General features: G+C 72.5%; 11 protein-coding genes and 1 riboswitch. Of the genes, 8 read left to right on the plus strand and 3 right to left on the minus strand.

Annotated features, from left to right (window positions below; all coding sequences use genetic code 11):
• Positions 1 to 7 precede the first annotated feature (7 nt).
• The 8 genes from ACPYN7_RS03550 to ACPYN7_RS03585 all read left to right on the plus strand — a co-directional run bounded on the left by ACPYN7_RS03550 (position 8) and on the right by ACPYN7_RS03585 (position 9578).
• Positions 8 to 1051: an aliphatic sulfonate ABC transporter substrate-binding protein gene (locus tag ACPYN7_RS03550; RefSeq protein WP_424346703.1), complete on the plus strand. Its 1044-nt coding sequence runs from the start codon at positions 8 to 10 to the stop codon at positions 1049 to 1051.
• The gene (locus ACPYN7_RS03555; RefSeq protein ID WP_058873850.1) at positions 1048 to 1875 is read left to right on the plus strand and encodes an ABC transporter permease; all 828 of its coding nucleotides are present in this window, start codon (positions 1048 to 1050) and stop codon (positions 1873 to 1875) included. Before ACPYN7_RS03550 ends, ACPYN7_RS03555 begins: the two co-directional genes overlap by 4 nt.
• A gap of 59 nt (positions 1876 to 1934) precedes the next feature.
• Complete coding sequence (locus ACPYN7_RS03560) at positions 1935 to 4061, plus strand: AMP-binding protein (protein WP_424346704.1); 2127 nt, start codon at positions 1935 to 1937, stop codon at positions 4059 to 4061.
• 86 nt (positions 4062 to 4147) lie between these two features.
• Positions 4148 to 4906 (plus strand): succinate dehydrogenase, encoded by a 759-nt coding sequence (locus ACPYN7_RS03565; protein WP_424346705.1) that lies wholly within the window; start codon positions 4148 to 4150, stop codon positions 4904 to 4906.
• Between the two features lie 124 nt (positions 4907 to 5030).
• Positions 5031 to 5753 carry a succinate dehydrogenase/fumarate reductase iron-sulfur subunit gene (locus tag ACPYN7_RS03570; RefSeq protein ID WP_424346706.1) on the plus strand — a complete coding sequence of 241 codons (723 nt, stop codon included), beginning with the start codon at positions 5031 to 5033 and terminating at the stop codon, positions 5751 to 5753.
• A gap of 80 nt (positions 5754 to 5833) precedes the next feature.
• On the plus strand, positions 5834 to 7453 hold the full coding sequence (locus ACPYN7_RS03575) for an SLC13 family permease (protein WP_424346707.1): 1620 nt from the start codon (positions 5834 to 5836) through the stop codon (positions 7451 to 7453).
• Between the two features lie 110 nt (positions 7454 to 7563).
• Positions 7564 to 7662: riboswitch (SAM riboswitch) on the plus strand.
• A gap of 81 nt (positions 7663 to 7743) precedes the next feature.
• Positions 7744 to 9087: an O-acetylhomoserine aminocarboxypropyltransferase/cysteine synthase family protein gene (locus ACPYN7_RS03580; protein WP_424346708.1), complete on the plus strand. Its 1344-nt coding sequence runs from the start codon at positions 7744 to 7746 to the stop codon at positions 9085 to 9087.
• Positions 9084 to 9578: a CoA-binding protein gene (locus tag ACPYN7_RS03585; protein ID WP_424346709.1), complete on the plus strand. Its 495-nt coding sequence runs from the start codon at positions 9084 to 9086 to the stop codon at positions 9576 to 9578. The genes ACPYN7_RS03580 and ACPYN7_RS03585 overlap by 4 nt, the downstream gene beginning before the upstream one ends.
• Before the next feature lie 64 nt (positions 9579 to 9642).
• On the opposite strand, the gene ACPYN7_RS03590 is transcribed toward ACPYN7_RS03585, so the two are convergent.
• From ACPYN7_RS03590 to ilvD, 3 genes are all read right to left on the minus strand, one after another.
• Positions 9643 to 10164: an OsmC family protein gene (locus tag ACPYN7_RS03590; protein ID WP_424346710.1), complete on the minus strand. Its 522-nt coding sequence runs from the start codon at positions 10162 to 10164 to the stop codon at positions 9643 to 9645.
• Between the two features lie 60 nt (positions 10165 to 10224).
• Positions 10225 to 11703 (minus strand): alanine/glycine:cation symporter family protein, encoded by a 1479-nt coding sequence (locus tag ACPYN7_RS03595; RefSeq protein ID WP_424346711.1) that lies wholly within the window; start codon positions 11701 to 11703, stop codon positions 10225 to 10227.
• Positions 11704 to 11915: 212 nt separating this feature from the next.
• On the minus strand, positions 11916 to 13748 hold the full coding sequence (ilvD, locus tag ACPYN7_RS03600; RefSeq protein ID WP_424346712.1) for a dihydroxy-acid dehydratase: 1833 nt from the start codon (positions 13746 to 13748) through the stop codon (positions 11916 to 11918).
• Positions 13749 to 13769 lie beyond the last annotated feature (21 nt).

Consider the following 13769-nt stretch of genomic DNA (forward strand, 5'->3'; position numbering starts at 1 on the left):
CCCCGCCATGCCCCTGTTCCACCGTTCCGTCCGCACCGTCCCCGCGCTCGCCGCCGTCCTGGCCCTCGGCCTGACCGGGTGCATGGCGGGCGAGGGCTCCGGCGAGGCCCCCGCGCAGGCCGCCGGGGGCGGCACCGTCCGCGTGGACTGGGCCACCTACAACCCGCTCTCCGTGGTGATCAAGGAGAAGGGCTGGCTCGAGGCCGCCTTCGCCGCGGAGGGCACCGAGGTGGAGTGGGTGCAGTCCGCCGGGTCGAACAAGGCCAACGAGGCGCTGCGCGCGGAGGCCGTGGACATCGGCTCCACCGCGGGCTCCGCGGCGCTGCTGGCCCGCAGCAACGGCACCCCCATCCAGGTGATCGACCTCTACTCGCAGCCGGAGTGGTCCGCCCTGGTCACCGCCCCCGGCACCGGGGTGCAGGAGGTCACGGACCTCGAGGGCCGCACCGTGGCCGCGACCAAGGGCACCGACCCCTACTTCTTCCTGCTCCAGGCCCTCGACGAGGCCGGGGTGGCCGCCGAGGACGTCACGGTCCAGAACCTGCAGCACGCCGACGGGCGCGCCGCCCTGGAGAACGGCCAGGTGGACGCCTGGGCGGGGCTCGACCCGATCATGGCCGCCGCGGAGGAGAACGGCGCGGAGCTGTTCTACCGCAACGTCGACTTCAACACGTACGGCTTCCTGAACGCCCACGAGAACTTCCTCGAGGAGCAGCCCGAGGCCGCCCAGACCGTGGTGGACGTCTACGCCTACGCCCGGGAGTGGGCGCAGGAGAACTCCGCGGAGACGGCGCAGCTGCTGTCCGAGGCGGCCGGGATCGAGCTCTCCGTGGCGGAGGCGGTGCTCGAGCGCACCAACCTGGACATCGACCACGTGCCCGGGGACGAGCAGCTGGCGGTCCTCGAGAAGGTCGGGCCGATCTTCGTCGACTCCGACGACGTCGCCGACCAGGAGCAGATCGACGAGGCGCTCACAAGCCTCGTGGAGAGCTCCTACGCCGAGGACGCCGACGCCTCCCGCGCGGCCGAGCTGATCGAGGGCCGGCAATGACGCAGCCGCTGACGCCCGCCCAGGAGACGGAGCGCCCCGAGGACGCACCCGCGGCCGCGACGGCCACCCGGCGGCGGCCGCTGCTGCGCGCCGCGCTGGGCCTGCTGCTGCCCGCGGCGCTGCTGGTCCTGTGGCACGTGCTGTCCGCCGCCGGGGTGTTCAGCGCCGTGCAGCTGCCGGCTCCGCTCGCGGTGCTCGAGGCCGGGATCGGCCTGCTGGCCGGCGGGGACCTCTGGACCCACGTGGGCATCTCGAGCCAGCGGGTGCTGATCGGCTTCCTGCTCGGGGCCGGGCTCGGCCTCATGGCCGGGTCCTTCATCGGCCTCTCCCGGTGGGGCTCCACGCTGGTGGGTCCCACCATCGGGGCGTTCCGGGCGGTGCCGTCCCTGGCGTGGGTGCCGCTGCTGCTGCTGTGGATCGGCCTCGGCGAGGACTCCAAGGTCACGCTGGTGGCCATCGGCGCGTTCTTCCCCGTCTACACCACCGTCTCCGCGGCCCTGCAGCACGTGGACCGCAACCTCATCGAGGCGGCGCGGGCCTTCGGGCTCCACGGGCTGCGCCTGCTCACCACGGTCCAGCTGCCGGCCGTCATGCCCTCGGTCATCTCGGGGCTGCGCCTGGCGCTGGCCCAGGCCTGGCTGTTCCTCGTGGCCGCCGAGCTCCTGGGCGCCTCCATGGGCCTGGGCTGGCTGCTCACCGACTCGCAGAACAACGGGCGCACCGACCGCCTGCTGCTGGCGATCGTCCTGCTCGCGGTGCTCGGCAAGCTCTCGGACGCCCTGCTGGGCGTGTTCGAGAAGTGGGCCGTGCGGAAATGGGCCTGACCCATGCGCCCGGCACCGTGGAACCGTCGTCCGTGCAGCCAGGAAAGGACCGCAGCACCGTGAGCTTCAGCTGGAGCAACCCCTCCTCCCCCACCCCCAATCCCGCGCTCGTCTCCGACGAGGCCCGGATCGCCTTCTGGGAGGGCCAGGCCTCCCGGCTCGACTGGGCCGAGCCGTGGCGGACGGCCCACCGTTTCGAGCAGCCGCGGCGGATCGGCGAGGACGAGCAGGGCAGCCCCACCTGGTCGGTCCCCGAGATCGCGTGGTTCGAGGGCGGGAAGCTCAACGTGGCCCACAACTGCGTGGACCGCCACGTCGAGGCCGGCCGCGGCGCCCACGTGGCCCTGTACTTCGAGGGCGAGCCCGGGGACCGGCTGGTCTACACCTACGCCGACCTGCAGCGGGAGGTCTCCCGCGCCGCCAACGCCCTGCTCGCCCTCGGCGTGGAGCAGGGCGACCGGGTGGTGATCTACCTCCCGGTCATCCCGGAGACCGTCATCATCACGCTGGCCTGCGCCCGCATCGGGGCGGTGCACTCGCTGGTCTTCGGCGGGTTCTCCGCCGAGGCGCTGCGGTTCCGCGTCGAGGACACCGGCGCCAAGGTCCTCGTGACCACGGACGGGCAGCACCGGCGCGGGGCCGTGGTGCCCGTGAAGGCCGTCGCGGACGAGGCCTGCGGCGGCGACAACGCGATCGAGCACGTCGTCGTCGTCCGCCGCACCTCCCGGCCGGGCCGCACGGACCTGCCGCGGGGCACCCGGGGGACGCACTCCAAGGACGAGGACGCCGTCCCGTGGACGCGCGGGCGCGACGTGTGGTGGCACGAGCTGGTCGCCGAGCAGTCCGACGTGCACGAGCCCCAGGCGTTCGACGCCGAGACGCCGCTGTTCATCATCTACACCTCCGGGACCACCGGCAGGCCCAAGGGCCTGGTGCACACGATGGGCGGCTACCTCGTGCAGGCCGCCTACACCCACGCCCTGCTGTTCGACCTGCTGCCCGACGTCGAGGACGAGGACGGCGAACTGCGCCCGGACGAGCTGGCGACCGTCAACGACCCCGCGAAGGTGGACTCGACCGTCCACTGGTGCACCGCCGACCTCGCGTGGGTCACCGCGCACACCTACGAGATCTACGGGCCCCTGGTCAACGGCGTGTCCGAGGTGATCTACGAGGGCACCCCGAACACGCCGCACTGGGGCCGGCACTTCGAGGTGATCGAGCGCTACGGGGTCACCGCCTACTACACGGCGCCCACGCTGATCCGCTCCCTGATGGGGGCGTTCCCGAAGGGCGTGCCGCCGCTCTACAACCTCAACTCCGTCCGGCTGCTCGGCTCCGTGGGGGAGTCGATCAACCCGGAGGCGTGGCGCTGGCTGCGCGCCCAGCTGGGCCGGGACGAGGTGCCGTTCGTGGACACGTGGTGGCAGTCCGAGACGGGCGCCACCGTGATGTCCCCCCGCCCGCACGACCCGCAGTTCGCGCCCCCGGGGACGTTCGACGACGGAGCGCCGCACACCGCCCTGAAGCCGGGCTGCGCCACCCGGGCGGTCCCGGGGATCTCCACCCGCGTGGTGGACGAGGCCGGGGAGCCGGTCCCGCCCGGGGTGCAGGGCTTCGTGGTGGTGGACCGGACCGGCCCCTCGATGGCCCGCACCGTGTGGGGCGACCCGCAGCGCTACCTCTCCTCCTACTGGCAGGCCTACGCCGAGCAGGGCTGGTTCCTGGCCGGGGACGGCGCCCGCTGCGACGAGGAGGGGGACATCTACATCCTGGGGCGGGTCGACGACGTCATCAACGTCTCCGGGCACCGGCTGTCCACCATCGAGATCGAGTCGGCGCTCGTCACCCACCCGTGGGTGGTCGAGGCCGGTGCCGCGCCGGTGCGCGACGAGCTGACCGGCCACGCGGTGCTCGCCTACGTGGTGCTGGCCCCCGAGGCCGCCCGCGTCCCGGCGGACGAGCTGACCGCGGCGCTGCGGGAGCACGTGGCGCACGAGATCGGCCCCATCGCCAAGCCCAGGGCGGTCGTGGCCGTCCCGGACCTGCCGAAGACGCGCTCCGGAAAGATCACCCGGCGCCTGCTCGCGCAGCTGTGGGAGGGGGCGCCGCTGGGCGACCGGTCCTCCCTGCAGAACGAGGAGGCGCTGGAGCACATCGCCGAGGTCCTGGCCGCACGGCGGTAGGAGCACGGCGACGCCGGGTGACGGCCCGCGACCCGCTCCGCAAGGACGTTGAGACTTGTGACGTCCCAGTCCGCACCGCCCCTAGGATGAATGCCGTGAACGACACCCCCCGCCCCGCAGGAACCGGCCGCCCCGCACCGGCCGGGCTGCTGCCCGGGCTGCCGAACACCGAGCTCAAGCTCGCGATGGCCGGCTCCGGCGCCCTGTTCTCGGCCTACGTCCTGGTGCACCTGCTCGGGAACCTGAAGGTCTACCAGGGCGAGGAGAAGTTCAACGCCTACGCCGCGTTCCTCCGCACCGCCGGCGCCCCCGTGCTGCCGCGCGGCACCGTGCTCTGGGTGGCACGCGGCGTGCTGGCCACCGGTCTGCTCGTCCACGTCGGCGCCGCCGCGGTGCTCACCGCGCGGTCCTGGGCGGCGAACGGGACGCTGCTGCCGCGCGCCGGCCGGCGCCCGCGGGGGCGCCGTCGCTCCCCCTGGGCGGTGGCGAAGCGCTCGATGCGCAGCACGGGCGGCGTGCTCGGGCTGTTCACGGCCTTCCACGTCCTCGACCTGACCCTGGGCGCCCGACCCGCCGCGGCCCGGGGCTTCGCGCACGGCAGCGCCTACGGCAACCTCGTGGCCAGCCTCTCGCGGCCGCCCGTGGCCGCGGCGTACGCCGTGTCCATGGCGGCGCTGGCCGCCCACCTGGTGCACGGCATCCCGGAGATCGCCAACGACGTCGGCGTGCCCGGGGACCAGCGGTTCCAGCGGCGGCTGCGGATCGCCGCGAACGCCTTCGGCGCCGCCGTGGCCGCCGGCAACACCACGATCCCCGTGGCCGTGCTGACCCGCGCGGTGCGCTGAGCCCCGTGGCCGCCCTCCCCCGCCGGCGGGGCGACCTCCTGCGGAACGGCCTGCCGCGGGATCGGGCACCTGCCGGCGAACGAACACGAGACGACCCCCGACGAGACGACAAGGACCCGAGCGAGTGAGCACCTTCTCCCTGACCGTGGACGTGTGGCGCCAGCCCTCCCCGGAGGAGCCCGGGGATTTCACGGCCTACGACGTCCCGGACGCGAGCCCGGAGATGACCGTGCTCGAGCTGCTCGACCGGATCAACGCGCAGCTGGAGGCCGCCGGCGAGGACCCGGTGGTCTTCGACGACGGCTGCCGCGAGGGGATCTGCGGCAAGTGCGGGGTGACGGTCGACGGCGTGGCGCACGGACCCGAGCGCAACGCCGCGAGCTGCATGCAGCACCTGGGCGCCTACCGGGACGGGGACCGGGTGCGCATCGAGCCCCTGCGGGCGTCCTCCTTCCCGGTCAAGCAGGACCTCTCCGTGGACAAGAAGGCGCTGCGCCTGGTGGCGAAGGCCGGGAAGTTCCCGGTGGCGATGAAGGCACTGGCCAACGGCGGCTGCATCAGCTGCGGGGCGTGCGTGGCGTCCTGCCCCAACGGCTCCGGCCAGCTCTTCGTGGGCACGATGCTCAAGGAGCTGCCGCCGCTGGCCAAGGACGACGCCGAGCGCCGGGAGCGCTCGGCCAAGGTGATCGACGCGGCGGAGGAGCAGTTCGGCCCCTGCTCCCTGCTCGGCGACTGCGTGGAGGTCTGCCCGGCCGGGCTGCCGGTCGAGAACCTCTCCGCGGTGGCGCAGGAGTACCTGCGCAACCGCTTCCCGCGCCGGGGCGGGGACGCGCCGGGTCCGCGGTGACCCCGCGCGGCGTGTCTTGCCGCGCGGGGAGGTGACTGCTACTTTTCGGGCACGTCCTCGAGACCCGTGAGGTGGATCACATGAGCGAGCGCCCCGGCAACATCGTCCCCGAACAGGGAGAGTTCGACTACGAGCCGGAGGACCGCGACCCCGCTCGCGCCCCCGGCAGGACCTGGCTCTACCGCGGCCTCGGCGTGCTCCTGGCCCTGCTGGTCTGGTTCCTGCTCGACGGCGCGGAGGTCTCGGCCGACGCCCGGATCGTGGGCGCCGTCGCCGCGCTGATGGCGGTCTGGTGGATGACCGAGGCGGTGCCGCTGTCGATCACCTCGCTGCTGCCGATCGTGCTCTTCCCGGTGCTCACGGCCCTCGAGGTCTCCGAGGTCACGGCGCCCTACGCCAACCCGATCGTGTTCCTGTTCCTGGGCGGCTTCCTGATCGCGATCGCCATGCAGAAGTGGAACCTGCACCGCCGGATCGCACTGCTCACCCTGCACCGCGTGGGCACCCACCCCCGCCAGATCATCCTGGGCCTGATGATCTCCACGGCCTTCCTGTCGATGTGGGTGTCCAACACGGCCACCACGTTGATGATGCTGCCCATCGGCCTGTCCGTGCTGACCCTGGTGGTCGAGAACAGCAGGCACGCCGGCACCCGGGCGGAGGCCGGGGCCATGGGTGAGGACATCCGCTCCGGCAAGGCCATCAGCGACGTCATCGACGACCGCGACGTGCGCCTGTTCGGCGTGGCCCTGGTCCTGGCGATCGCCTGGGCGGCCACCATCGGCGGCCTGGGCACGCTGCTGGGCTCCCCGCCCAACGCGATCGTCGCCGGCTACATCAGCGAGGAGCTGGGCCGGACCGTGGGCTTCGCGCAGTGGATGATGCTCGGCGTGCCCATCGTGATCGTCTTCATCGGGCTCGCGTGGCTGATCATCACCCGCGTCATCTTCCGCTTCCACCTCGACGAGGTGCCGGGCGGCAAGGAGCTGATCAACGAGGAGATCGCCGCCCTCGGCCCGATGAGCCAGGGCGAGAAGATCGTGCTGGGCGTGTTCGTGACCGCGGCGTTCTTCTGGATCGTCCCGGGGCTGCTCTCCGGGATCGGCGACATCGGCGAGCAGCTGCCCTGGCTGGACCTCTTCGACGACACGGTGGTCGCCATCGGCGCCGGCGTGCTGCTCTTCCTGCTCCCCGGCGACAAGCAGGGGAACATGACCCTGGAGTGGAACGACGCCGAGGAGGGCCTGCCCTGGGGCGTGCTCCTGCTCTTCGGCGGCGGCCTGTCCCTGGCCGCCGCCGTGGCCGGCACGGGCCTGGACGCCTGGTTCGGCGAGCAGGTCAGCGGGCTGGGCGCGCTGCCGATCGTGCTGCTGCTGGCCGCGGTCGTGCTGATCGTGCTGCTCCTGACCGAGATCACGTCCAACACCGCCACGGCCGCCACGTTCATCCCGATCCTGGGCGGGGTCGCCGTCGGGATCGGGGTGGACCCCATGACGCTGCTCATCCCGGCGGCGCTGGCGGCCACGTGCGCGTTCATGCTGCCGGTGGGCACCCCGCCCAACGCCATCGTCTTCGCCACCGGCCAGGTCAAGATCGCCGAGATGGTGCGCGGCGGCGTGGTGCTCAACATCGTGGGCGTCATCCTGATCACGATCTTCACCGTGCTGATCGGCCCGTTCGCGCTGGGCCTGGTGATCTGACCGGTTCTCGTGCACGTCCGGCCGGCCGCCGCCGCGGGGCCGGCCGGACGCCGCACGGCGGAGCGTGCGCCCGGTTGGCGCGGGGCCGCCCGGGGCAGCACAATGGGAGGCAGCCATCCCGAGCGGCCGAGAGACCTGGATCGACGACGCCGCAGCAACCGTGGTCGACGTCGCAGACCGCACGGTGCTACCGCCAGGACCGATGGAGCAGCGCACCCCCGGACCGCTCGCCCGGGTCCGTCTCCGCCCGGGACCGTCCAGCGGCACCACTCGCACGAGGAGTTCTCCCCATGGCCGACCACCAGTTCGGGTTCCGCACCCGCGCCCTGCACGCCGGGGGCACCCCCGACGCCGAGCACGGCGCCCGCGCGGTCCCGATCTACCAGACCAGCTCGTTCGTCTTCAAGGACGCCGACGACGCCGCCAACCTGTTCGCCCTGCAGAAGTACGGCAACATCTACTCCCGCATCGGCAACCCGACCGTCGCGGCGTTCGAGGAGCGCATCGCCTCCCTCGAGGGCGGCATCGGCGCCGTGGCCACCGCCTCCGGGATGTCCGCCGAGTTCCTCGTGTTCGCCGCCCTTGCCCAGGCCGGGGACCACATCGTGGCCTCCGCGCAGCTCTACGGGGGGACGGTCACCCAGCTGGACGTCACCCTGCGCCGCTTCGGCATCGAGACCACGTTCGTCCCGGGCACGGACCCCGCCGACTACCGGGCCGCCGTGCGCCCGGGGACGAAGGCCGTCTACACGGAGGTCGTGGCCAACCCGTCCGGGGAGATCGCCGACCTGGAGGGCCTCGCCGCGGTCGCGCACGAGGCCGGCGTCCCGCTCGTCGTCGACTCGACGATGACCCCGCCCTACCTGATCCGCCCGTTCGAGCACGGGGCGGACATCGTCATCCACTCGGCGACCAAGTTCCTGGGCGGCCACGGCACCACGCTGGGCGGCGTCGTCGTCGAGTCCGGCCGCTTCGACTGGGCGAACGGCAACTTCCCGTCCATGACCGAGCCGGTGCCGACGTACAACGACGTCACCTGGTGGGGGAACTTCGGGGAGTACGGGTTCCTGACCAGGCTGCGCACCGAGCAGCTGCGGGACATCGGCCCCGCCCTGGCGCCCCAGTCCGCGTGGAACCTGCTCCAGGGCGTCGAGACGCTGCCGCAGCGGATGGACGCGCACCTGGCCAACGCGCACGTCGTCGCGCGCTGGCTGGAGGAGGACCCGCGCGTCTCCTACGTCGACTGGGCGGGGCTGCCGAGCCATCCCCACCACGACCGGGCGCAGAAGTACCTGCCCCTCGGCCCGGGCGCCGTGTTCGCGTTCGGGGTCTCCCCCACCGAGCGGCTCGGCGGACGGGAGGTCGGCGCCCGCTTCATCGAGAACCTGCAGCTGGCCAGCCACCTGGCCAACATCGGCGACGCCCGCACCCTCGTCCTGCACCCGGCCTCGACCACCCACCAGCAGCTGAGCGCCGAGCAGCTGCTGCGGGCCGGGGTGCGGGAGGACCTCATCCGCCTGTCGGTGGGCCTCGAGGACGTCGAGGACATCCTCTGGGACCTGGACCAGGCCCTCTCCGCGGCGACCGGGCTCTCCCGGGAGTCCGCACCGACCGCCGAAGGAGTGCTCCGATGACCGCCGAGACCCGCACCTGGACGGGGCCGAGCGCCCCCGAGCGGCTGAAGATCCTGCACGGCACCGAGTCGATCGCCATCGTGGGGGCCTCCGACAAGCCCTCCCGCGCCTCCTACTTCGTCTCGACCTACCTGCTGTCGTCCTCGCCGTACCGGGTGTACTTCGTCAACCCGGTGCTGCGGGAGATCATGGGCCGGCCGGTCTACCCGTCGCTGGCGGACCTGCCGGAGGTCCCCGACGTGGTCGACGCGTTCCGGCGCCACGACGACCTCCCGGACGTGGCCCGCGACGCGGTGGCCGTCGGGGCCAGGACGCTGTGGCTGCAGCTGGGCTCCTGGCACGAGGAGGCCGCGCGGATCGCCGAGGAGGGCGGGCTCACGGTGGTCATGGACCGCTGCGTGAAGATCGAGCACGCCCGCTTCCACGGCGGGCTCCACCTGGCCGGCTTCAACACCGGGGTCATCTCGGCGAGGCGGCAGGTCCTGGCCTGAGACGCGGAACGGTCCCGGAGGCCTGGGGCCTCCGGGACCGTTCCGCGCCGCGAGCGGCAGGCCGCTACGCGCGCTCGAGGACGAACCGCACGTCCGCCTTCAGGCTCTGGCTGACCACGCAGTAGCGCTCCGTGGCCCGCGCGAGGCGCTCCAGCGCGCTGTCGTCGACCTCCGCGTCCACCCGGGCGGTCACCACGACGTCCTGGACCCCGACGGGCACGGTCCGGTCGACGCCCAGCGTGCCGCGGGCGTCGAACATGCCGTCGGCGGTCAGCTCGGCCGAGCGCACCTCCACGCCCATGGCGGTGGCCACGCTGCGCAGGGTCACCCCGGCGCAGGCCAGGAGGGCGTCGAGGAGCATGTCCCCGGAGCAGGCGTCGCTGCCGTCCCCGCCGGTGGCGGCGTGCGGTCCGCCCCGCACGGGGCCCGCCCAGGTGTCGACCGTGCAGGTCAGTCCGGGGTCCCGGAAGTCGCCCTGGGAGTGCAGGGGCGTGCGCGCCGCCCCGGGGTCCTCCCGGTAGCGGTCCTTGAGGGGAGCCTGGAGCTGTCGGAGCTCCGTGGCGGTCATCTGGGTTCGAGATTCCATGCTGTCACTGTAGAGCGTCCGGCGCGGACGGCACCACGCAGGGCGTCCGCACCGGTCCGCTCAGCGGGCGCGCTCGGCCACGCGGTCCTCCCAGTAGGCGCGGGTGGTCACCACGTCCGTGCCGTCCCAGGCGCCCAGTCCGGACAGACCCGGGACGTCGCCGCTGTGGAAGATCGGCTCGACCCCCTGCTGGCGCTGGGCCTCGTAGTTCTTGAGCACCCGGACGGCCACGCCGGAGAGCAGGACCAGGGCCACCAGGTTGATGGTGGCCATGACCGCCATGAACAGGTCTGCCAGGGACCAGACGAGGTCCAGGGCCAGCACGGCACCGCCGAAGACGAACACCAGCACGAGCACGCGGTAGGCGGTCATCGCCGCGGCCGAGCCCGTGAGGAAGCGGATGTTGGACTCGCCGTAGTAGTAGTTGCCGATCACGGACGTGAACGCGAAGAGGAAGATCGCCACGGTCAGGAAGTGCACCGCCCAGTTGCCCAGTTGCAGGGCGAGCGCGGACTGGGTGAGGGACGCGCCCTCCCGGCCGCCGAGCTCGGGGTCCGAGAGGAGCACGATGAACGCGGTGATCGAGCAGATCAGCCAGGTGTCGAAGTACACGCCGAGCGCCTGCAGGAAGCCCTGCTTGGCGGGGTGGGACACGGACGCGGTGGCCCCGGCGTTGGGGGCGGAGCCCATGCCGGCCTCGTTGGAGAACAGGCCGCGCTTCATGCCCTGGATGATGACGCCGATGAGCCCGCCGGTGACGAACTCGCGGATGCCGAAGGCCCCCTCCAGGATCTGGCCGAGCACCGCGGGGACCTCGCCGACGTTCAGCACGACCACGAGCAGGCCCAGCAGGACGTAGAGCACGGCCATGAACGGGACGACGATCTCGGAGACCGCGGAGATCCTGCGGATGCCCCCGAAGATGATCGCCGCGGTCAGCCCGACGAGCACCGCGCCGACCAGGATCCGGAACCACAGGACCTCGGCGGCGGCGACGTCCACGCCGAGCGAGCCGCCCAGCGCGTCCACGATCGAGTTGGACTGCACGGAGTTGAACACGAACCCGTAGGTCAGGGTGATGACGACGGCGAACAGCAGCCCCATCCAGCGCGCGCCGATGCCGCGCTCCATGTAGTAGGCGGGTCCGCCCACGTACCCGGTGGGGGCCTTGATCTTGTACAGCTGGCCCAGCAGGGACTCCGTGAACGCGCTCGCGGCGCCGATCCCGGCGATCACCCACATCCAGAACACGGCGCCCGGCCCGCCCAGGCTGATGGCGATCGCGACGCCGGCGATGTTGCCGGTGCCCACGCGGGACGCGGCGGAGACGGTGAAGGCCCGGAACGCGGAGATGCCCTTCTTGCCGTCCTCGGCCAGGCCGGGCTTGTCGCCCAGCACCCGGAACATCTCCGGGACCAGCCGCAGCTGCACCACACCGGTGCGGACGGTCAGGTAGAGGCCCACCCCGATGAGGATGGCGAAGACCACGTTCCACACCCAGCCGCCGAGGGTGCCGACGAGATCGGTGACGAGTTCCATTGCAGCTCCGAACTGTGACGACGCGGTCCCCGGCGTGGGGTCTGCGGGGGTCCGCGTGAACGACCGGGCGCAGCGGTCGCGCGCCCCGACGGAACTCTAGTGGACGTGACCGGCGTCTCGTCCCCCTCGGTCTGCGCCGAGGTCGCGGCCGACGGCGACCGGACGGTGCCCGGTCGCCGTCGGCCGCGACCTCGCGGGACGGGCGGCGCGGATCAGATCACGCGCACGGCTCCCTTGTCCGCGGAGGTGACCATCGAGGCGTAGGCCCGCAGCGCCTTGGAGACCTGGCGCTCGCGCGGCTTCGTGGGGTACCAGGGCGCGGGGCCCCGGGCCTGCCGGCGGGCGGCGAGCGTGGCGTCGTCCACGTTCACGCGCAGCACGCGCCGGGCGACGTCGATCTCGATCTCGTCGCCGGTCTCGACGAGCCCCACGGCGCCGCCGGCGGCGGCCTCCGGGGAGATGTGCCCGATGGAGAGGCCGGAGGTGCCGCCGGAGAAGCGGCCGTCGGTGACGAGCGCGCACTCCCGGCCCAGACCGAGGCCCTTGAGGTAGGAGGTCGGGTAGAGCATCTCCTGCATGCCCGGGCCACCCTTGGGGCCCTCGTGGGTGATGACCACGATGTCGCCGGGCTGCACGTTCTTGGACAGGATCTCGAACACGGCCTCGTCCTGGGACTCGACCACGAAGGCCTTGCCGACGAAGTGGAACAGCTCCTCGTCGATGCCGGCGGTCTTGATGACCGCTCCGTCCTCGGCGATGTTGCCGTAGAGGATCGCCAGCCCGCCGTCCTGGGTGTAGGCGTGCGCCACGGAGCGGATGCAGCCGTCCTCGCCGTCGAGGTCGAGGGACTCGAACGTGTTGGCCGTGGAGAACGCCTGCGTGGTGCGCACGCCGCCGGGCGCGGCGTGGAACAGCCGCCGGGCGCGCTCCGAGGACCGGCCGCCGCGGACGTCCCACTCGTCCAGCCAGGTGGCCAGGTCCGGGGCGTGCACCGTGTGCACGTCCTCGTTGAGCAGCCCGGCCCGGCGCAGCTCGCCGAGGATCGCGGGGATCCCGCCCGCACGGTGCACGTGCTCGATGTGGAACCGCGTGGAGTTGGGCGCGACCTTGCACAGGCAGGGCACCCGGCGGGACAGGTCGTCGATGTCCGGGAGGGTGAAGTCCACCTCGCCCTCCTGGGCGGCGGCGAGGATGTGCAGGATCGTGTTGGTGGACCCGCCCATGGCGATGTCGAGGGCCATGGCGTTCTCGAACGCCGCCTTCGTGGCGATGTTGCGCGGGAGCACGGACTCGTCGTCCTGCTCGTAGTACCGGCAGCACAGGTCCACCACCCGGCGGCCGGCCTCGAGGAAGAGCTCCTTGCGGGCCACCTGGGTGGCCAGCGTGGTGCCGTTGCCGGGCAGGGACAGGCCGAGGGCCTCGGTGAGACAGTTCATGGAGTTGGCGGTGAACATGCCGGAGCAGGACCCGCAGGTGGGGCAGGCGTTGCGCTCGATCTGGCCCAGCTGCTCGTCGGTGACGGACTCGTCGACGGCCATGGACATCGCGTCCACGAGGTCCAGGCGGTGCTCCACGACGCCCTCGACGGCCTCGCCGGACTCCATGGGCCCGCCGGAGACGAAGACCACCGGGATGTTGAGCCGCAGCGCGGCCAGCAGCATGCCCGGGGTGATCTTGTCGCAGTTGGAGATGCAGACCAGGGCGTCGGCCCGGTGGGCGTTGACCATGTACTCCACGGAGTCCGCGATGATGTCCCGGGAGGGCAGCGAGTAGAGCATCCCGTCGTGGCCCATCGCGATGCCGTCGTCGACCGCGATGGTGTTGAACTCCTTCGCCACCCCACCGGCCTCCCGGATCGCCGAGGCCACGAGGTCGCCCATGTCCTTGAGGTGCACGTGGCCGGGCACGAACTGCGTGTAGGAGTTCGCGATCGCGACGATCGGCTTCCCGAAGTCGTCGTCGCCCATGCCGGTGGCGCGCCACAGGGCGCGGGCACCGGCCATGTTGCGGCCGTGGGTCGAGGTGCGGGAGCGGAGGTGGGGCATGGCGGAGCTGCGTCTCCTTGG

This window comes from Kocuria sp. CH-021 (genome assembly GCF_049716185.1).
In the GTDB taxonomy this organism is placed as follows: Bacteria; Actinomycetota; Actinomycetes; order Actinomycetales; family Micrococcaceae; genus Kocuria; species Kocuria cellulosilytica.